15 protein-coding genes and 10 tRNA genes are annotated in these 20,613 nt (G+C 50.4%); 5 read left to right on the plus strand and 20 right to left on the minus strand.

The genetic code is table 11. From position 1 onward, the window contains the following. The first annotated feature begins 159 nt into the window (after nucleotides 1-159). The 4 genes from RSX24_RS24690 to RSX24_RS24705 all read left to right on the plus strand — a co-directional run bounded on the left by RSX24_RS24690 (nucleotide 160) and on the right by RSX24_RS24705 (nucleotide 4,976). Entirely contained in the window at nucleotides 160-1,047 is an 888-nt protein-coding gene (locus tag RSX24_RS24690; RefSeq protein WP_236420433.1) for a DUF8171 family membrane protein, read from the plus strand. Next, nucleotides 1,040-3,106: an ABC transporter ATP-binding protein gene (locus RSX24_RS24695; RefSeq protein WP_343262042.1), complete on the plus strand. Its 2,067-nt coding sequence runs from the start codon at nucleotides 1,040-1,042 to the stop codon at nucleotides 3,104-3,106. Before RSX24_RS24690 ends, RSX24_RS24695 begins: the two co-directional genes overlap by 8 nt. Continuing rightward, complete coding sequence (locus tag RSX24_RS24700; protein WP_343262043.1) at nucleotides 3,081-3,908, plus strand: energy-coupling factor transporter transmembrane component T family protein; 828 nt, start codon at nucleotides 3,081-3,083, stop codon at nucleotides 3,906-3,908. The genes RSX24_RS24695 and RSX24_RS24700 overlap by 26 nt, the downstream gene beginning before the upstream one ends. Nucleotides 3,909-4,196: 288 nt before the next feature. Continuing rightward, nucleotides 4,197-4,976: a PHP domain-containing protein gene (locus RSX24_RS24705; RefSeq protein WP_343262044.1), complete on the plus strand. Its 780-nt coding sequence runs from the start codon at nucleotides 4,197-4,199 to the stop codon at nucleotides 4,974-4,976. 130 nt (nucleotides 4,977-5,106) lie between these two features. On the opposite strand, the gene RSX24_RS24710 is transcribed toward RSX24_RS24705, so the two are convergent. Beyond that, nucleotides 5,107-5,676: a ferritin-like domain-containing protein gene (locus RSX24_RS24710; protein ID WP_343262045.1), complete on the minus strand. Its 570-nt coding sequence runs from the start codon at nucleotides 5,674-5,676 to the stop codon at nucleotides 5,107-5,109. A 154-nt stretch (nucleotides 5,677-5,830) separates the two neighbouring features. Here RSX24_RS24710 and RSX24_RS24715 point away from each other — a divergent pair, with 154 nt between their 5' ends. Next, nucleotides 5,831-6,358, plus strand: a complete 528-nt coding sequence (locus tag RSX24_RS24715; protein ID WP_343262046.1) for a DinB family protein — start codon at nucleotides 5,831-5,833, stop codon at nucleotides 6,356-6,358. Nucleotides 6,359-6,455: 97 nt separating this feature from the next. Here RSX24_RS24715 and RSX24_RS24720 read toward each other — a convergent pair whose 3' ends face one another. The 19 genes from RSX24_RS24720 to RSX24_RS24810 form a co-directional block, all read right to left on the minus strand. Further along, nucleotides 6,456-6,782: a ferrochelatase gene (locus tag RSX24_RS24720; RefSeq protein ID WP_343262047.1), complete on the minus strand. Its 327-nt coding sequence runs from the start codon at nucleotides 6,780-6,782 to the stop codon at nucleotides 6,456-6,458. A gap of 280 nt (nucleotides 6,783-7,062) precedes the next feature. After that, entirely contained in the window at nucleotides 7,063-8,895 is a 1,833-nt protein-coding gene (gene glmS / locus RSX24_RS24725; RefSeq protein WP_236421525.1) for a glutamine--fructose-6-phosphate transaminase (isomerizing), read from the minus strand. Between the two features lie 297 nt (nucleotides 8,896-9,192). Next, a complete protein-coding gene (locus tag RSX24_RS24730) occupies nucleotides 9,193-9,327 on the minus strand; it encodes a hypothetical protein (RefSeq protein WP_290371515.1) in 135 nt (44 codons plus the stop codon). Between the two features lie 280 nt (nucleotides 9,328-9,607). After that, nucleotides 9,608-10,948, minus strand: a complete 1,341-nt coding sequence (glmM, locus tag RSX24_RS24735) for a phosphoglucosamine mutase (RefSeq protein WP_343262048.1) — start codon at nucleotides 10,946-10,948, stop codon at nucleotides 9,608-9,610. Between the two features lie 76 nt (nucleotides 10,949-11,024). Beyond that, on the minus strand, nucleotides 11,025-12,515 hold the full coding sequence (locus tag RSX24_RS24740; RefSeq protein ID WP_343262049.1) for a CdaR family protein: 1,491 nt from the start codon (nucleotides 12,513-12,515) through the stop codon (nucleotides 11,025-11,027). Further along, nucleotides 12,508-13,347 (minus strand): diadenylate cyclase CdaA, encoded by an 840-nt coding sequence (cdaA, locus tag RSX24_RS24745; protein ID WP_236421522.1) that lies wholly within the window; start codon nucleotides 13,345-13,347, stop codon nucleotides 12,508-12,510. Before cdaA ends, RSX24_RS24740 begins: the two co-directional genes overlap by 8 nt. Before the next feature lie 379 nt (nucleotides 13,348-13,726). Next, nucleotides 13,727-14,341, minus strand: coding sequence for a zf-HC2 domain-containing protein (locus RSX24_RS24750; protein ID WP_236421521.1), 615 nt, complete (start codon nucleotides 14,339-14,341; stop codon nucleotides 13,727-13,729). 131 nt (nucleotides 14,342-14,472) lie between these two features. Next, the gene (sigW, locus tag RSX24_RS24755; RefSeq protein ID WP_236421520.1) at nucleotides 14,473-15,039 is read right to left on the minus strand and encodes an RNA polymerase sigma factor SigW; all 567 of its coding nucleotides are present in this window, start codon (nucleotides 15,037-15,039) and stop codon (nucleotides 14,473-14,475) included. Between the two features lie 224 nt (nucleotides 15,040-15,263). Continuing rightward, complete coding sequence (gene ppc / locus RSX24_RS24760) at nucleotides 15,264-18,056, minus strand: phosphoenolpyruvate carboxylase (protein ID WP_343262050.1); 2,793 nt, start codon at nucleotides 18,054-18,056, stop codon at nucleotides 15,264-15,266. A gap of 668 nt (nucleotides 18,057-18,724) precedes the next feature. Continuing rightward, nucleotides 18,725-18,795: transfer RNA gene (locus RSX24_RS24765), tRNA-Gly, on the minus strand. Nucleotides 18,796-18,807: 12 nt separating this feature from the next. Continuing rightward, a tRNA-Pro gene (locus tag RSX24_RS24770) sits at nucleotides 18,808-18,881 on the minus strand. Nucleotides 18,882-18,889: 8 nt separating this feature from the next. Next, nucleotides 18,890-18,966 (minus strand) — tRNA-Arg (locus tag RSX24_RS24775). Nucleotides 18,967-18,971: 5 nt separating this feature from the next. Then, nucleotides 18,972-19,046 (minus strand) — tRNA-Gly (locus RSX24_RS24780). Nucleotides 19,047-19,056: 10 nt separating this feature from the next. Next, nucleotides 19,057-19,137: transfer RNA gene (locus RSX24_RS24785), tRNA-Leu, on the minus strand. Between the two features lie 873 nt (nucleotides 19,138-20,010). Further along, a tRNA-Lys gene (locus tag RSX24_RS24790) sits at nucleotides 20,011-20,086 on the minus strand. A gap of 15 nt (nucleotides 20,087-20,101) precedes the next feature. Continuing rightward, nucleotides 20,102-20,176: transfer RNA gene (locus tag RSX24_RS24795), tRNA-Gln, on the minus strand. A 9-nt stretch (nucleotides 20,177-20,185) separates the two neighbouring features. Next, nucleotides 20,186-20,261: transfer RNA gene (locus tag RSX24_RS24800), tRNA-Val, on the minus strand. Nucleotides 20,262-20,383: 122 nt separating this feature from the next. Next, nucleotides 20,384-20,455, minus strand: a tRNA-Glu gene (locus tag RSX24_RS24805). A gap of 8 nt (nucleotides 20,456-20,463) precedes the next feature. Continuing rightward, nucleotides 20,464-20,536: transfer RNA gene (locus RSX24_RS24810), tRNA-Thr, on the minus strand. Nucleotides 20,537-20,613: the final 77 nt, after the last annotated feature.

A 20,613-nucleotide genomic window follows, 5' to 3' on the forward strand; every position in this document is an offset into this window, starting at 1 on the left:
ACGAAAGTGGTTTGTTTCTGTAATATTTTTTTCATTAATTATGTAATGTTGTAATAAAAATTACGTTTGATTTACAAATCTCTTCTCCCCCGTTAATATTCCGGCTCTAGACTGTGGCTATGATCCACTGATCGATAAACTTTTCGGGAGGTATGACCAATGAAGAAGATGACTGAGCGTTATACGCTGACGTCTTCGCAGAAAATGATGGTGTTTGTGCTGTCCATGTCGCTGTACGGTTTGTCCAACATGTTCACCGAGTTGATTCCGAAATTGCAGCTGGGCCCCATCGAATTATCCGTAGAATATTTTGCGTTCATTCCGCTTACGCTGTGCATTTTGTTCCATCCGATGATTGCGGCCGTTGGCGCAGCCATGGGTGAGGTCATCTTTGGAGAATTAATGCTGGGGCAATTCGGGGGACTGGGCGAGCTGGAGAAGTTTATCACGTTCTCGTTTGCCATGTACGTCGCAGGCCGCATGGTGAGTGATCCCCGTAACCGCAGACAGGTTGGCGTCGCAGCGATGACGGGTGTCATCATACACCAGTTTCTCAGCTCGTTGGTCGATATCGGAAAGGTATGGATCGGCGTGGAACAGCTTGAAGCCGTTCCCGGGCTCGCCGAGAGCATCGTTGTTATTGAAGGCGTCGGGTTTCTGAATGACGTGTTGTTTTCGGGCATCCTGTTTGCCCTGCTGCCAACGCTCTACCTCGTTCCGATGCTGTATGGCAAAATCGAACCGCTGCTGGGCATCAAACCCCGCAATCCCGGCATGAAGTACGAAGGACTGGGCCTGTTCCGTCCAAAGCTTCTGTTGATCGGGCTGCTGCTGTTCCTGTTTGCCTTCGGGGCCGAGTCGCTATCCGAGATGGACATCAACTTCGCGGTATGGGAGACGGATTACGCGGACGAGTATGGCTCGGCCTCCATCTGGATCAGCATTGGCGCTGCAGCCGTCATCGCGCTGATTACCCTGCTGTTCATGCGGGCCAGACGCGGGAAAAGCAAAGTCGCGCCAGGGACGGAGAATCGTCCTTATGCGTAAATTCATGTCATTCTGGAGCACAAAGAAACCCGGTGAGCGCTTGGAGGAGCTTCACTTCAAAACGGGGCCCCTTTCTGGCCAAAACATCCATACCGACATCGAAAGGACTGCCCCGCGGAACGAGCCAAGCGAGTTTCTGGATGAAGGGGAGGTGCACTCTCACGAGGATATCCTTCCCTCCAGTGCCGTGGACGTTCGGAACGTAACCTTTACCTATCCCGGCTCTGCGGAGCCTGTCCTGAACGGACTGACACTTGAACTGGCACGGGGCAGCTTCACGGCTATCATCGGAGGCAACGGATGCGGCAAGTCCACCATGTGCAAGCTGTTCAACGGCCTGATTCCCCAATTCTATACGGGGGATTTCTCAGGAGAAGTCCATGTGCTTGGCATGCCGGTCGAAGGGCGGAACGTGGCCGAACTTTCCCGCAGCATCGGTTACGTTTATCAGGATTTCGATAATCAACTCGTACGTCCGACCGTACTGGATGAAGCCTGTTTTGCGCCGCTCAATTACGGTTTGCGCAACTACCGCGAACTCGGCGAACGCGCTCTCGCGATGTGCGGGCTCGAAGGAATCCAAGACCGTTACATCTGGGAACTGAGCGGCGGGCAAAAGCATCTGCTTGCTCTCGCTGGTGCACTTTCGATGGACCCGGAAATCCTGATCGTGGATGAACCGGTTTCCCAACTGGATCCGCAGCATGCCAAACAGATCTACGAGTGCCTGAAACGGCTGAACACCGATTATGGCAAAACGCTGATCGTTATTGAACATCATACCGAGTTTATCGCGGATTTTTGCCATGATGTCGTATTGATGGATCAGGGGCGTGCCTTATGGAAGCTGCCTGTTCAGGAGGGCCTTAACCGCGTAAGCGATTTGGAGCGGCTGGGGATTCAGCCGCCGGATGTTACCCGGGCAGCTATGGCTGCCGCCAAAGTTGGCTTGACCGTAGAACCCGTTGGGACACCAGCGTGTGCCACCGTCGGCACGATACCAACTTCCTACGGGCAGAATGGAACGGCGCCGTTCCCTGTCACCGTGGAGGAGGCGGCCATTTACTTTGCCGAGCGGTACATACTGGAAGCCCGTGCTTCACGAACAACGCCGGACGAGGCGACCGCTTCCGACTTGTCCGGGCAGGCCAACCATCCCAAGGCGGATCGTGAAGGGTCTGATGCGTCCATAGCTCCACTGGTTCGCTTTAACGACACGCGTTTGCGATACAGGGGCCTTGGCAAACAGGAGCATGAGGTGCTTCGCGGCATAAATATTTCATTGCATGAAGGAGAACGGGTCGCGCTCATCGGCAACAACGGTGCAGGGAAATCCTCTCTCCTGAAATTGATTGCGGGTATTCATCTGCCCCAGGAAGGCAGCGTGACTGTGCTGGGGGAAAAGACGAATCGCTCTTCCATGGAACATCTGGCGGGAAAAGTGGCTTACATCTTCCAACAATCGGCCGAGATGTTCATTCAGGACAGCGTACGCAAGGAGGTCGGCTACTACTTGAAGGCTCGCGGCATGAAAGATGCCGATTCACGTATTGCCCATATGCTCGATCGGTTTCGACTGATGGATCTTCAGGATCGCGATGCGCGCCTGCTTAGCGGCGGACAGCAGCGCCGCGTCACCTTGGCCATCGGTGCAGCCATGCACCCCCGCCTGATGCTGCTGGACGAACCCACCGCCAATTTGGACATGGCTACACGCGAGGAACTGATTGGGGTGCTCGCCGAGCTGGATGAGCATGTGCGAACCACGGTCATCGCCACGCATGACATGCAGCTGGTCACCCAATGGGCCAGCCGCGTCATTGTGCTGCACAACGGACGAGTCGAAGCGGATGGGACGCCTGCCGACATCTTCTCCGATGCAGCGCTGCTTCGCCGGGCCGGCCTGGCGCTTACCCAAATCATGGAGCTGTCGCACCGCCTGAACATGCCTGGGCTTTGTCCAACGGCAGAGGCTTTTGCTGCCCGACTGCTGCCATTGAACCATGCTGAACCGCTGAAAAAGGAGGCACATCATGCAGCTTGTCCGCAACTGGCTTGATAAAATTTCAATCGAACGCATTCAACTGGAGTTAATGAATACCGTATATGGAAGCGGGCATGCGAGCCTTTCGCGGCTTGACCCGCGGGTAATGCTGATCTGGTACCTTTTCTTTGCCATCGCGCCCTGGTTCATCCATAACGGAACGGTGCTGCTCGGATTGTTCCTGTTGATGGTCACCACGACCATTCTGTCCAGGGCAGCCATCTTTATCATCATCATTCTATGTCTTGGCCTGATTGGTCAGGTCGGCTGGATGTTCGTCATTTCACTGTTCTTTGGCGGGAGTCTGGAATCGGCGCTTCCTTTATTGCTGTTGACGCTGAAATTGTCCATCGTTTCGCTCGCCAGCATTACGGTGTTCTCGGGCATGGACCCCGAACGCATCGGGGACGGACTGCTCTCGCTGGGCATGCCGGCCGCGTTTTCCTTTAGCATGTCGTACGCCTATCGCATCCTGCCCGTATTGTTCGGGGAGTTCCGCAACATCATGTTGTCCTACAAGCTGCGCGGCCGGGCGCCATCGAAACATGGCTGGTTTTATTGGAGATCGGTCGTTTATTACATGAAACTGCTGATGTTCTCCTTTTTCCCATTAATGCTGGCCACCGCCAAACGTTCGCGCACTACCGTTGAAGCATTGGAAACGCGCGGTTTCTCCTACGGGATGAACAACCCCGCGTCCAAACGGCTGAAGCTGGCCCACCTGCACATCACCCCCCGCGATATTGCGTTCCTGACCGGGTCGGCGCTGTATGTGGCGCTGCTCTTCTGGGTTGGCGGACAGTATAACATTTTATAATTGTTTATAGAAACCGTTAATCAATCACACTAGGTCACTGCGAGTGCAGTACCATTTTTCCGATCGCTCTTATCCCCAGATTTTTCTATTCCCCTTTTTGTAGGGGAAAATCCGGTGATAAGCCTATGCTTCCGATGCAGCTTTCTTTCAGAAAGCTTTTAGCGCACGCTTCGCTTCTACAGATCGGTTCTGCCTCTCCGTTAACGTGTGCATATTTTTGCGGCTTCTAAAAAATCAGAAAATTCATTGCATCAATCATTCACAGTATGAAAGGAAGTGCCCTGCCTCATGCGCATTGATCTGCACACTCACGGCAAATTGTCCAAAAACTCCGATTTCTCCGTCGATTATTTCACGGAAATGGTTCATGAAGCCAGAACGAACGGACTCGACGCGCTCGCCTTGACCGAGCATTTCAATACCCGCCATTTCTATGATGTCTACGAAAACCTGGATCGACTCTACCCGTACAATGGGGAATATTACGATGCAGACGGGCTGCGCATCTTTCCCGGCATGGAAGTGGACATCGCGGAAACCGGACATATTCTGCTCATCGGCCAAAAGGAACATATTCTCGCCGTGCGCGGCGCATTGGAAAACTATACGGCCAAAGGGTCATTCATTCCTTTTGCCGACCTGCTCGACCTGGCCGAAGCCCGGCCCCTGCTGAAAATCGGGGCGCATCCGTTCCGCGAGTCCACCCCGCTGCATTCACTGGATCGTGCGTTGCTTGCACGCCTGGATGCCTTTGACCTGAACGCTAAGGACATGTACAAAGTCGGCATCCAGGCCACTCGCGATCAAGTCGGGCAATTCGCCGAATCGCTTGGCAAACCGGTAACGGCCGGCAGCGACACCCATCAATGCCTGCAATACGGCAGTGTTTTTAATGTGCTGAATCGTCCCGCCGGCTCAAACGCCGAACTGAAGGAACTGATTTTGGCAGGGGCCTATTCGATTGAAATCTCCGACGATCTGCCGCTTCGCGTCAAAGCTTCCGTCATGCTCAAAAAGCTGATGAAACGCCTTGCCAAGCTGGAAGCAGCCCGTTTCCAGGAGGCTTAATTCTCTGAATCGCTCATGACAGTAACGGGAACAGGATACAAAGACACCGTATTTAAAGGATGTGCTCCCTTGAGCATATCCTTTTTCAGTTTTGTCACGCCGGGCGAGCTAATCTTTTGTTGCTTTGGTTTTAATTTTGTAGTGCCCGCCGCGTATCCAAGGTTAAGAGGTAATTGTACTTAGTGGCATGTTTGATTTCATCCGTAATGATCTCAAACAGCATATCTCTGTAGTAACGGTCTGGAAGCCCTGCCCGAATATCCCGATAGCGTTCCACCGCGGCCAGCTCTCCAAAGAGCGCCTTGCGGACCCCGTCAATGTACGACGCCGGCTTCTCGAACGGCACGCTTTCAGGCGCGGCGATGACCCGGCCCGTAAAATGCTGATAAATCTGGCGGAACATGCGGTTATGCTTGCGTTCGTCGTCGCGAATGCTCTCGATGATTTCCTTTTCCTCATCCGAAGGAGCGACCGAGATCAGGTAATCGTAGAACATTTCGTCCTCTTTCTCACCCTCGACCGCTTTTTGGATCAACGCCAGTGCCTCTTCCAACGTTTTGTAGGACGACGACGTTTCCTGCCGCATATCGCCATAATAGGCGTAACCATAGTAAGCTTGGGCAGGGTAACCATAAGGATAAGAGGTGTAAGACAAATGCGCAGCATAATAAGGATAAAACTCGTTGTTCAGATGACTCATAAGCTCTCCCTTCGAAAACAGGATATTTATTCCATAGCCTATTATCCGTCCCGCCGAATGGTATCATGTCCCCTGCCGTTAAAACGATGAAATATTGGCCTGGGAATATATGCTACAATGAATGTAGAGTTATAATCTCAAAGGAGGCTTTGACATGATTGAAAGACCGACCACAGAGGAATATGCCGCTTTTTATGAAAGGTACATCCGACTTGTTCCTGAAGGCGACGTGATCGAGCTGCTGGAGAAACAAGCGAACACCGTACAAGCCTTGCTCTCCTCCTTGACGGAGGAACAAGGTGATTATCGTTACGCCGAAGGCAAATGGAGCGTGAAAGAGGTCATCGGCCACCTTGTGGACAACGAACGCATTATGAGCAACCGTTTGCTCCGCATCGCCAGAGGCGACGTCACGCCCCATCCGGGTTACGATCAGGACGTGCTCATGCAGAGCCATCCTTTCGACACGTACACGTTGACGGATCTAAGCGAAGAATATGCCGCTGTGCGACGCTCAACGATCCTTATGCTCCGTCACCTCACACCGGAAGCCTGGCTGCGTAAAGGCATCGTCAGTGATAATACGGCCTCGGCCCGGTCCATCGCCTTCGTCTTGGTTGGCCATGAGCTGCACCACTTGTCGGTGCTTCGCGATCGGTATTCGGTCGATTTGAAATTATAGTTGGGGTTCACAACATATTGGAATAACAAAACAAATAAACACCAGCTTTTGAAAGACATTCCCTTGGGTAGATCACTCGATCTGCCGGGGACGTCGTTCATTGAGCCGGTGTTTTTTTATGGGCATGATCGTCATTTCTTGTTCGCCAAAATTGCTGCGGGACGAACTGCTGTAAAGAGTTCAGACATCCTCGAACCAGCCGGTCGTCTGCCTCTTCGCGTAATTCGCCAGAAAAATCAAGCCCTCTCGCATCGTCGTTCAGGCACAATGTCGTGCCGTACTCTCCCGGATTACCTCCCCCTTGGGCGAATTGTTCCCGCCCTTCGATGCCAAGTTCATGCAGCGTCTCCAAACCATCCGTTATAAAGCCCGGCGCGGCAACGAACGGCCGTTTGACCCCTGCTTCGATAATGCCGCAGCTCATCCGCCGTGGATGGCCTGATCCGTCTTAAATAAATGGCTATCATCCATTTTTGGGTTCATTTACTTCACCGTATGGTATCACAAGAACATAATCTACTCCAAGGACAAAAACAACGACTTGTTGACACTGATTTAACGATTTGCCAGAACTTCGGATGGAGATCTGGCAAGCATTCCATTGGTTTGTTATAGAACACTGCTGCATCAGAAACAAAAAAGTCCTGATGACATGACGTCATCAGGACTTTTTTAGCAGCATAGCTTGCTCGTTTTCTTGCTCCTTACTCCACCGTTACGCTTTTCGCCAGGTTACGTGGTTTATCCACATCATGGCCCAAAGCGAGGGAAGCGTAGTAAGCCAGCAATTGCAGTACAACGACGGACAATGCCGGGTTCAGCAATGGCAGCGTCTTAGGAATCGCAAACGCTTGGTCTACGGATTTCAACAGCGTAGCCACATGCTCTTCGTACGTGATTGCCAGTACGTCAGCGCCGCGTGCTTTCACTTCTTTGATGTTGCTCACGGTTTTCTCCAGCACGTTCTCTTGCGTTGCCAAAGCAATCACAGGAATGCCTTCTTCGATCAACGCCAGCGTACCGTGTTTCAGTTCACCCGCAGCATACGCTTCGGAGTGGATGTAGGAAATCTCTTTCAGCTTCAAAGATCCCTCTTGCGCCACAGCGAAGTCCAGACCGCGACCGATGAAGAACAGGTGCTGGTGTTTGGAGATTTGCTCTGCATAATCCTTGATGGAATCTGCTTTTGCCAGCATCGATTCCACTTGCTCAGGCAATGCTTGCATTGCAGCGAGTGTGTGCGCGATCTCTTCCGCTGTTTGCGTACCGCGCACTTGCGCCAGATACAATGCAAACAGGTTGAATGCGATCAACTGCGATGTGTATGCTTTGGTCGATGCTACGGCAATTTCCGGTCCTGCCAAAGTAGCAATGACATCATTCGCATCACGCGCAATGGAGCTGCCCACTACGTTTGTGATGGCCAGTACGTGTGCACCATTGGCTTGGGCTTCACGCAGTGCAGCCAGCGTATCCGCCGTTTCGCCGGATTGGCTCACCACGATCACCAGCGTATCTTTGCCCACGATTGGGGAACGATAGCGGTACTCGGAAGCTACATCGGTTTCTACCGGAATGCGCACCAATTGCTCGATTACGGTACGTCCCACGAGACCTGCATGGTATGCAGTTCCGCAAGCAATGATTTGAATGTTGCGAATATTTTTAATTTGTTCCTCGGTCATTTTCAACTCAGGGAACAATACTTTTTTGCCTTCGCTGTCGATGCGGCCCAGCATCGTATCACGGTATGCTTTTGGCTGCTCATGAATTTCTTTCAGCATGAAGTGCTCGAATCCGCCTTTTTCTGCGGTTACGGCATCCCAATCGACACGAATCATTTCCCGAGAAATAAAATTGCCTTCAATCGTCATCAATTCGACAGCATCATGTGTCAAAACAGCCATCTCGCCATCGTTCAGGATGTATACATTGCGTGTATGCTCCAGAATCGCCGGGATATCCGAACCGATAAAGTTCTCGCCTTCACCAATACCGATAATAAGCGGGCTCGCTTGACGCACGGCAACCAATTTATTCGGCTCATACTCCGTCAATACGCCCAGGGCAAACGCACCGCGCATCAAAGTGATGACTTTTTGTACGGCTTTCACGATATCGCCTTCGTACTCACGTGCAATCAGGTGAGAAATAACCTCAGTATCCGTTTCGGAAGAGAACGTATGACCTTGAGCGATCAGTTCGTCTTTCAGCTCCAGGTAGTTCTCGATGATCCCGTTGTGTACAACGGAGAATTTTTGGCTCTCATCCGTGTGTGGATGGGAATTCTCATCCGATGGTTTACCGTGAGTTGCCCAACGTGTATGACCGATACCCGCATTACCGACCAGCGGTGCGCCTTCCAGTTTCGCTTCAAGGTTCGCGAGACGGCCAAGCGCTTTGGTGATTTGCAGGCCTTCTGGCGTAAATACGGCGATCCCTGCGGAATCGTACCCGCGATACTCCAGCTTTTTCAGACCTTCGATCAATACCGATTGAGTGTTTTTGTTACCAATATATCCAACAATACCGCACATAGTTTAGTTCCTCCGTTTATATATGAATGCAGGACGCATGAATGAGAAACGAGCCATCGCGGTACGAGGAAATGATGGAAATATTCTCCCGTAATCCTATGGAAAACGGTGATCTATTCAATTATCAATGATCTGAACGGACCGATTCCGTTCATAGGTCATCCTTATCATCGTTCTGGATGAAATCATGAATGCACATCATTTCCCGTCCGCACACGAATCGTGTTCTCTGCGCACATTCACTTGAATTTTTTGTTGATAATCCATGCTGCACCTACCGGCGCGTTGTGTGGACAGTCACCCATCCATTTTCCGCAAATCCGGTTTACGGCTCTGGTGCATCACCGGGAGGTCCCCGCCGAACATTCCGAACACCTCCACCTCGTCAGCTTGATTGCCGTGAACGTTATCGATCCGCCTTACCAAAGACATCTCGCACAACGTTCTCCCCGCGCAATGGTTCAAGCTCTGGCGCTTGTATAACTGTAACCTCACAACCCTCGCTTTCTGTGTCTGAATGACGACTCCACTCATTATATGCATGTCGGGTTCATTTTGCAATGGAGCAAAGTACCTGTGACCATTTCATCAGATTTCTATCAGTTTTACCCACGGTCCCGACCTGGAAAACGGGCTACCGACTCACCAGCTCGGGACGAAGGGTATATACCATATTTATGGGGATCACCCATAATAAGGACGATCCAATGTCTTAAACCAGTTCTTTTTGCACAACGTCCGCAATCTGCGATACGAATTGCTCCAATTCCACTTTGTCCGGGCCTTCCGCCATAACACGGATCAGGGACTCGGTACCGGAGGCCCGTACAAGCACGCGGCCATTGTCGCCAAGCTGTTTTTCCACAACGGCAATGGCTTCACCGATGGCGGCGTTGCCCTCGTACTTGGATTTATCCTTTACGCGAACGTTCACCAGTACTTGCGGGTATTGCTTCATCAGGGATTTCAGCTCGCTCAGCTTTTGGCCGGATGCTTTCAGGGTGTCCACCAATTGAATGGCTGTCAGCATGCCGTCTCCGGTCGTGTTGTAATCCAGGAAAATGACATGTCCGGACTGCTCTCCGCCAAGGTTATAGCCTCCGCGACGCATTTCTTCCATGACGTACCGGTCGCCTACTGCCGTTTTCGCCGTTTTGAGCGACAGCTTCTCTGCTGCTTTGTAGAAACCGATGTTGCTCATCACCGTAGATACGATCGTGCTATCCTTAAGTTTGCCTGCACGGTTCATCGCATCCCCGCAAATGCACAGGATGAAGTCGCCGTCCACTTCGGCTCCCGTCTCATCAATGGCAATCAGACGATCCGCATCCCCGTCAAACGCCAGGCCCAGATCGGCTTGGTGTTTGATCACCTCTTGCTTGAGAGCTTCCGGATGGGTCGATCCGCATTGTTCGTTAATGTTCAGGCCGTTTGGCTCAGCGCCGATGGCAATGACTTCTGCACCTAGTTCGGCGAACAATTTGGGAGCCAGCTCGTAAGCTGCGCCATTCGCGCAGTCCAGTACGATTTTAAGCCCGGAGAACGATTCGCTCACCGTTGTTTTCAAGTAATCGAGATAGCGATAACGAGACTCCTCATCCACGGTCACCGTGCCCAAACCGGCACCTACAGGGCGTGGAAGCTCATCCTTTTCCGCATCCATCAATTCTTCAATCCGATTTTCCGTCTCATCAGACAGCTTGAAGCCATCTCCGCCGAAAAACTTGATGCCATTATCCTCCACCGGATTGTGGGAGGCCGAGATCATCACCCCTGCATCGGCTTTCAGCAACCGCGTCAAATAGGCGACACCCGGTGTCGACACTACGCCAAGACGGATCACATCCGCACCGATGGACAATAGTCCTGCAACCAAGGCAGATTCAAGCATAAGTCCGGAAATACGCGTATCCATGCCGATGACCACCTTGGGTCTCTCTACGCCGCCTGCAAGCACATAACCGCCGCATCGCCCGATGCTGTAAGCCAGTTCTGCGGTCAGCTCTTTATTGGCAACCCCTCTTACACCGTCTGTCCCAAAATATTTCCCCATGATCTAACTCCTTCTGTTCGCATCATATCAAGACATCATCATTATTTTAAAATTCCTGTTCATTTGACTGAAAAAGTTACGGATTCGAACCAGCGTCGTTTCCAAGGTTACTGGTCGTACCCGGGGTCGTAACACTTCCCTGGGTTTCCTGCTCCGGATTGTCCGTATTCGATTCAGGCTCCTCCTCCTCGGTAGCAGGGTCAGTCCCTCCGTTATTCTCTACCTCCGCTGGCGAAGGCTTAGGACCCAAGGTATCGCCCTCACCACCGGATGTTTGCCCATCCGGGGCTGCCGACGTTTCATCTGCCTTCTCGGTAAGTTGAACCGTGGCATGAAGAGTGCCGGACGAATCATCAAGTTTGGCAAAACGGGGCAGCTCTGCCTGCAGCTGCACATTGTGCGTGCCGCTGTCCAAACCTGTAAGGTCTGCCGTCAACTTGATATCGCCTTCCGACACGCCTTGCAGCATGCTTTCCGGTCCGCGCAGCGTAACGTCAAGCCCACCGCTTTTGGGTGTAACCAGGGTGCCTTCCAATCCTTCACCGATCCCTGCCAGCGTAATCGGAATGTTGGAAAACACCTTGGTGGTCTCCTCAGCTTCATTGTAAGGCGAGATCGTAACCTTGAGTTGAATCGAACTAGGCTCGATTTTCTCAAAACCGGAAGGCGGCGTCAAGTCCACGTTAACTGTGGAGGTACCTGCCTGATCAAACTGGGTGAGATCCAGGGTCACTTGGTCGTAGGACTGTATGCCCGCCAATGCCTGCTCGTTCCCATATACCATGACTTCTTTCACGTTCGGCTCTACGCTGGACAACACCAAGTCCTCCGGCAGTTGGCCTGAATATGTGATTCTTAAGGGTATAGAAACATAGGGCTGATTGACCGGAATCCGTACATCCACCGTTTCCGGTGCAATCACTGCATTTTCAATCACTTTGCCTTCGGTATCATAGGCTTGAAGTTTAACTTTTTTCTGCACGATGTCTTCTTTGGCATCCTTGATGCTTACGGTACCCTGAACTTTGGCCACAGCGTCCATTTGCCCCTCGGGTAACGTCACTTTAACCTGGCCGGAAGGCTCCACGACCGGAGTCCCGACGGTGTATCCTTCCGCGGCTTTCCCTTCCGGTACAATATTCACATCGAATGATTTCGTGCTCAGTTTCTCCACGTTCACCGTCACCATCGAAGGCTCCATGCTGACGACCTCAACACCTGATGGCAGATCGGGCACGAGCGGCAGCGTGTTGGATCCGTCTTTCACGCCGCTCAGATCCACGAGCACTTTGTAGTCGTCGTTCGTGAATATGGACGTCAGTCTTGAACGTTGGCCCTTGATTTCTAAACGAACCTCATCGGTGCTTAACGACGTCAGCACATACGCGCTGCTATCCAGCCCGTAGGGCTGAATGGCTACCGTTCGCTCCACAACGTGGCTGCTCGTTCCCGTAGTGATCGTTGGCGTCGTAGGCACTTCGTCCAAATGAATCATGAACCAAAGCAGCAGGCTTACGGCCAAAGCAAGGACCTTGGCAAAATTGTTGTTATTGAACCATTTATCCATTACGCCGTCCCTCCTTCCGTCTCAAGAGGAACGCCAGTCCCTTTTTCTTGGACAAATTGGAGGTTGGCCGAAGTTCTTCATACAGTTTGGCAATCAATGATTCTTCCTTGATGTCGCGCACGATCTGACCATTCATGGCCAAAGACACTTGCCCTGTCTCCTCGGAAACGATGAGGCATACCGCATCCGCTACCTCCGTAATGCCAATCGCCGCACGATGGCGAGTTCCGAGTTCCTTGCTGATAAACGGATTTTCGGACAATGGCAGGTAACAGGCTGCGGCAGTGATCTGTTTGCCCTGAATAATGACCGCCCCATCATGAAGCGGCGTATTCGGAATAAATATGTTGATCATCAGCTCAGAGCTGACCAAGGACTGCATTTGAATGCCTGATTCCGTATAATCGTTCAATCCGGTTTCACGCTCAAATACGACCAGAGCCCCGATTTTCCGGCGCGACAAATAGTTCACGGACTTAATGATCTCTCCAATAAGCACGGTTAACTCCTCATCGCTGGCTGCGGTCGACCGGCCAAACAGTTTGCCCCGGCCCAACTGCTCCAAACCGCGGCGAAGCTCGGGCTGAAAGATGATAAAGACGGCAACGACGCCGAACGTAAACATCTGATTCATCAGCCATTTCAACGTATACAGGTTCAGCCAAGTGCTCAACGCCCAGATCAGGACAAGAAACAAAATGCCCTTAAGAAGCTGGACGGCCCGCGTACCCCGTACAAGCAAAATCAGTTTGTACATAATATAGGTAACGATTAATATATCGATAATGTCCTTAATGGACTCTTGCCAAGTCAAGTCAGCAAAATAGTTCATAACCCAGCCCCCGTTGTCCCAATGGTGAGTAAACCATGCTCCGATATTTACCCCTTCAGGGATTTGTATGACCAAGATTCTCTTCGCAACCGGTATGTTCCCGATCGAAAAGAAAGCAAGAGAAACTCTATATGTAGTATTATGTTCTCTTTAGTATCTAGGTTATAACGTTAACGTTCATGTTGCAAGTTGCGTCGGTCTCAAACTGCACATATTACGCGAAATTCCCATAAATTTCATAGAAATTGACTCCACAGCTCCTCATACGGAACCAGGAACCTGACTTTGATATAAAATTCCTTCCTCATAACTACAAAAAGGCACCCCCTAGTTATCGGAGGTACCTGCCTGGCATTTTACCATGAACGAATTTGCCGACCTAGCGATAGGCCACTTCATTCACCATATTGGTTATTTTGTACCAGAACCAGTCGAGTGCTTGATCAATGCTTTTGACCTGACCGGAAATATGAGCCGTCGACGCCTGATACAGCTGTCCATCAATCACCGTCAGATTGCCATTCACTTCACCGTACACCTGGGCGGTTCCATTTTCTATTGTAAGATCGCCCGCAATTGACTTGCCTTCCGGAACAATAACCTTATTGCCTTCAATGACAATCTGGTCCAGATTCTTGCCTTTAACGACCATTTCGTTATTTTGATTCCAGAAACTCCAAGCGCTAAAGAGCATCACGACCAAAAAGAAGGCTGCCGCCGTCAGCGCAGGATGTCCTTTGATCCATTTGAACCATTTCTGCTGTCTTTTAGGCTGGGGCAGAGCGTTCATAATCCGATTGGTCAGCTCATCCGAGGCAGACGGCGAATAATGTTTCATGGCAAAGAGCAGCATTTCCGTCTGTTCCAACTCTTTAAAGCGCATGCGGCACTCTGAACAGGTGATAAGGTGACTTTTCAGTTCAACCTTCTGCGCCGGGGACAACGACTCATCCAAACATTCATGCATTAAAGAGACGGCCGAGTTGCAATCCATATGAGAGCCAATCCTTTCTTCAATCACTTAGTCCATGCCCCTGTAAGAAGCAGGCATAAGACTTGCACACATTACATACGTATCCGATTCGGATATGTTTCAAAATAATTCGCCCAAAAAAATGCTGCAAATTATAACTTGAATTCCAGTTTTTTACGCAAAAATTCCCGGCCCCGATGAACGCGCGTCTTGATCGTTGTTACGGGCATGCCGGTGACATCGCTGATTTCCTGCAGCGACAGGTCCTGTAAATATCTCAATACCATGACCGACTTGTACTTGGCCGGAAGACTGTCAATCGCTTCGCGGATCAGTGTTTGTGTCTCGGAAAGCAGAGCTTCACTCTCCGGCGTTCGATCATCGCTTGGGAGCATGGCATAGCCGTCGGTTCCCTCTTGATCATTCAATTCCGCATCCAAGGAAAACGACGGCTTCTTCCTGCGCAATCGGTCGATGCACAGATTGGTAGCTATACGATATATCCAGGTTGAGAACTTTTGGTTGGGATCATACTTTTCCATATTACGGAACACGCGCAAAAAGGTTTCTTGTACAACGTCTTCCGCTTCATGTCTATTGCTCAGCATGCGGTATGCCAAATGAAACAGTTTGTCCTTGTATAATTCTACGATTTCTGCAAAGGCCCGCTGGTCACCCTTAAGCACCAGCTTGACGAGCCTGTTCTCCAAATTGTCCACCTATATTCCCCCAGACATGCTGATGGGTTTTCCGTCTTCTGATACCCGTCCACACTTGTAATTCACCAATCAAATCGTAAATCAACTTTGGTCAAAAATCAAGACTGTGTCCGCAATTATCCGTTAAAAACAGTAAAAAACGGGAACTCCCTAAGGAGTCCCGTTTCCCCCTCCTTATGGAAAGGAAGGATTGAACCATTTATTAGATCATCGATATTTCCAAATCAGCCGGTGTTCCGAAGTCCGGCAGCGATTCCGTTAATGGTCAACAGCACTTCACGCAGCAGTTCCGCATCGTCGTCGCCACGTTCACGCAGTTCTCTCAGTTCGCTGAGAAGCTGCACTTGCATATAGGACAACGGATCGACGTAAGGATTACGCAGTCTGATGGATTCTTGAATCACCGGCACGTCGTTCAAAATTTCGGTTTCGCCGGTAATTTTCAGAATCAAATCTTTGGTCAAATTAAACTCGGCTTCAATCAGGCCATAGATGCGGTCACGCGCTTCTTTGTTGGAAGTCATGGCCGAGTATTCCTTGGCGATGACGAGATCCGCCTTGGCCACTGCCATTTGTACCGTATCGATCAATGTCCGGAAGAACGGGAAGTTTGCATACATGTCTTTCAGAACAGCCAAATTCTCTTCTTTGCCCTGATAATAGCTTTGCAGTCCTGTTCCCGCCGCATACCACGCCGGCAGCAGATAACGGCTTTGCGTCCATGCAAACACCCACGGGATCGCTCTCAGATCCTCGAACTTGTCGCTGTTTTTCCGTTTGGATGGACGGGAACCGATGTTCAGTTCGCCAACCTCAGGCAGCGGCGTCGATTCTTTGAAGAAAGTGAAGAAATCCGGGTCGCGGAAAATCAAATCCTGATATTTGCGCAGCGACACCTCGGAAATATCCTTGATGATGCTGTCCCAATGACGCTCGGATGCCGATTCCTGCGGTTCCAAACTGTTCAATGCAGCAGTAATCAGCGCAGATGTCGCTTGTTCCAAACTGCGGTAAGCGATCCCTTTCAAGGAATAACGGGACGAGATGACCTCGCCTTGCTCCGTAATCTTGATGCCCCCGCCAATCGTATGCGGCGGTTGGGCCAGAATGCTGCGGTTCAGCGGCATACCCCCGCGGCCAAGCGCTCCACCGCGGCCATGGAAGAACTTCAGCTTCACGCCGTGTTCATTGCCCACCTCGGTAATGGCGTTCATCGCTACCCGCAGTTCCCAGTTGGCGGTCACTACGCCGCCGTCCTTGTTGCTGTCCGAATAGCCGAGCATGATCTCGTGCATTTCGTTCCGCGCGCTTACGCTGGCACGATATACAGGAAGCTTGAACAGCTTCTGCATAATGTCGGATGCTGCATGCAGATCGTCAATGGTTTCGAACAGCGGCACTGCCTGAAGGGTAGATACGATCTTACCGTCGCTTCCTTTCTGGAAGAGGCCGACTTCTTTCGCAAAAACCATCACTTCCAGCAGGTCGCTTGCCCCTTGGGTCATACTGATCAGGTAACTGGTAATGCATTCTGTGCCGAACTCGTTCTGTGCACGCTTGATCGTGCGGAATACGTCCAGACACTCCTTTGTTCCCTCGGTATATTGATGATATGCAGAAGTCAGCGGACGCGGATCTTCAAGCAAACGGGCCAGCAGATCCACTTTGCCGTCTTCCGTAAGGCGTGCATAATCTTCAACCACATTCATTTTGGCCAAAATCTCGGCCATCGCATTTTCATGCTCCTGGCTATGCTGGCGCACATCGAGCGCTGCCGTATGGAAACCGAATAGTTCCACTTGGCGAATCATTTTGCGAACCGTGGTATCTGCCACGTAATCGGCGAAATGATGACGCAGGCTGCGGTCGATGATCATCAGATCGGCGATCAGCCCTTGTGCGTTATCATAGCGGTCAGGTTGACCGATTTTGTTTTCATCAAGCACATTGTTGAGCTTGGCGATCATGTAGGCCAACTTGATGCGGTACGGCTCCTTCTCGTTGCGCCAAATGTCGACCTTCTTCAACGTAACGTGTTTGCGATCCTCTTCAATGGATTGCAGCAATTCATCGGATACATTGATGATGTTCGTGCTGAAACTGAGATGGCCCATCAGTTCGATCATGATCCGCTGGTACTCGCGCATCGCGAGCTTGCGCTGCATGAGCAGCGTTTGCCACGTTACGTCTGAAGTTACCGATGGATTTCCGTCCCGGTCTCCCCCAATCCAGGAACCGAAGCGCAAATACGTCGGTACATGCCAGTTGTGGCCAGGGTAATATTTTTGCAGGCAGCGTTCAAGCTCCTGATATACGTCCGGAAGTACGTGGAACAGCGTTTCGTGAAAGTAATACATCCCGTTGCGGACTTCATCAAGCACGGTCGGCTTGCGGTCCCGAAGCTCATCGGTCTGCCACAAGGTGATGACCTCATTCAGCAGCTTTTCTCGCAACTGTTCACGTTCACGCAACGTCAGCGTAGGATTGTCAAGCAGCATGACGTCTTCAGAAATCCGTTTATGAATATCCAAAATGACGCGTCGCATAGCTTCTGTAGGGTGAGCCGTCATAACCAACTCCAGAGACAGTTCCTCCAGAATCTGCTCGACTTCCGTATGAGACAGCCCGCGCTCTTTCAGATCCTGAACGGCCTTTTCGATTGATCCAGGCTGCACGCTGTCCCCAGCAGAACGCTCATAATCCCGCTTGCGCCGAATCCGATGATTTTGTTCAGCGATGTTCACCAATTGAAAATAAATCGCAAAAGCCCTGATTACCTGATGACGGTTCTCCGAGTCTAATTCCTGGATCATCGTTTTGAACTCTGCATAGAGCTCTGGCAAAAATTCTGCGCGCAAAGATTTGCTGGTTTCCCGAATTTTCTCAACGACATCAAGAAGTTCCGTGCCGCCTTGATGGACTAGAACTTCTCCAAGTATGTTGCCCAGGAACCGCACGTCTCGCCGAAGCAGGTTGTTGGACTGGCTTTTGCTGGCGGTTACCATAGTTTCAGTCATGCTTATCCTCCCATCTGATCGTTCGCTTTCGTACACGAAAATTTGACACCTTCATAACATCATACAATAAAACGTTACGAAAATCTTTACTTTTCTACTAGAAAAAAAGGGGGTTTTCCTTGATTTCTAGCATAAAAACACGCTTTTTTATTCATTTTCTTGCTCTGCTTCGACATATGGGGCGGGCCCTTCTGCATGAACCATTTTTCACATATAAACCACACATGGGCAGATTCATTTTCATGCCAAAAAAATTATAAATATGCAATCTAGAAGCACGTTCCTTGTGCTCACCATATGCAGCTGGAAAATCCGTCGCCCTGAAGCAGGAGTATATCCAATGAAACCTGACCGGCAAAGCAAGCTTTTGTATACTTTATCACAGTGATGCAATAAATTAAAGAGTCTTTTTTAATTTTTTTGCTTGTTGGGGATGGATTCAGTAGAAATTAGAGCCAGCACTTTGGACGGATCAAAGTCTATTTTGCATGTCCAGCAGCATCTTCATACACTGGAAATCCAAAGGCCTGGGGATATGCTGCCACAACTTTGTTAACTCTTTGATGGACAATACGAAGTAAAGGAAGGATCACGGTCATGAACAAACTCATGCGAGGAAAACTAAAAACGATGATCTTCTGCTGTGCAGAAGATCATCGTTTTGCTGAAGCGGGTGATGGGAATCGAACCCACGCTACCAGCTTGGAAGGCTGGAGTTCTACCATTGAACTACACCCGCAAATCATTAAAATCGGGATGACACGATTTGAACATGCGACCCCCTGGTCCCAAACCAGGTGCTCTACCAAGCTGAGCTACATCCCGATATGAAATGGCGCGCCCTGAGAGATTCGAACTCCCGACCTTTTGATTCGTAGTCAAACGCTCTATCCAGCTGAGCTAAGGGCGCATATTTGGAGCGGACGACGGGAATCGAACCCGCGACCCTCGCCTTGGCAAGGCGATGCTCTACCGCTGAGCCACGTCCGCTTAATAAGGATGCGCGTGGAGGGACTTGAACCCCCACGTCAAAGACGCTAGATCCTAAGTCTAGTGCGTCTGCCAATTCCGCCACACGCGCATATTGAAGCCGAACATTTGATGCAAGGCTTTCACCTAACTGTAATTACGTTGTTTTTCGATCCAACGTATCTCGTTAGCGACAAGAATGATCTTACCATATAATACGTATATGAGTCAAGCATTTACGCAAAAAAATCTTTTTTTTCGTTTCCCCCCCCTTTTTTGAATGTCTGTCCTGTATTTGTTTTAGACTTACTCCCTGTCCCGTCCCACCAAATGATTACAGACGTAACTCTTAAAACCTATAGTAAGCCTCCTAAATAGGCTTCTAAACCGTTCCATCGGCTTAGAGCATTTCCCCATATAGATTGAAGCGAATTACTTTAAAACGGCAATCTTGAGCCTCTCCGCTGCATGTTGTCTCCTTCTCTGGTTTTACTCCAATTCAGAGAACCTTTGTCATGTCAAATGAAATACGGTAACTTACCTGGTTGTTGACGTCAGACTTGTTCAGAACAGCGTTACTGGAAAGAAGAGCGCACACCCTGTGATAGTTGTTATGCTTAGAGCTAAGCGAGCCCTGTGGTTCCATGGCGGTCTTGGAAGAAGACTAGCCTCATCTGCCGCAGCTCCTCGGCTAAGATGTCGTACCACTCTTGACTCCCGTTTGTTGATAGAAAGCAGTTCTTTGAAATAGTCAGTGATTCTTTATCCCTGGATCGTTTATAACCGAAAATGCTGGCCGATTACACGTGGACAGGGAGACTCATTCGTGCTTTTTAATTGTCTACAGCGCTGCTAACCATAAACAATCAATCTAAAAGATGCAAACATATATCAAAAAGGCCCACTATTCATTCGCAAAAGTGAGCCAAAATAAAAAAAACACCCTCATTGCATTCCGCAAGAACATGTTTTGAATGGATATAACTGGTGAGCCATGAAGGACTCGAACCTTCGACACCCTGATTAAAAGTCAGGTGCTCTACCAACTGAGCTAATGGCTCTCACTGAAGTTAAAATGGCTGGGGATATAGGATTTGAACCTATGCATGACGGAGTCAAAGTCCGTTGCCTTACCGCTTGGCTAATCCCCAATAATAAAATGGTGGAGGCTGAGGGGTTCGAACCCCCGACCCTCTGCTTGTAAGGCAGATGCTCTCCCAGCTGAGCTAAGCCTCCATAATACTATGACCCGTAGGGGATACTCTCACTTCGTTCGAGACTGCGAAGTCTAAGCTAACGAAGTTAGCCTCCTACGAACCTTTGGGGTTCTCACCCCTTTTATTGCAATGGAATTACAATGACCCGTAGGGGATTCGAACCCCTGTTACCTCCGTGAAAGGGAGGTGTCTTAACCCCTTGACCAACGGGCCTTATTCAAAGCTCTCAACCGGGATCGAACCGGTGACCTCATCCTTACCATGGATGCACTCTACCTACTGAGCTATGAGAGCAAATGGCTCCCCGAACAGGACTCGAACCTGTGACAACTCGATTAACAGTCGAGTGCTCTACCAACTGAGCTATCAGG

The sequence above is a fragment of the Paenibacillus hubeiensis genome, assembly GCF_032334105.1.
In the GTDB taxonomy this organism is placed as follows: Bacteria; Bacillota; Bacilli; order Paenibacillales; family Paenibacillaceae; genus Paenibacillus; species Paenibacillus hubeiensis.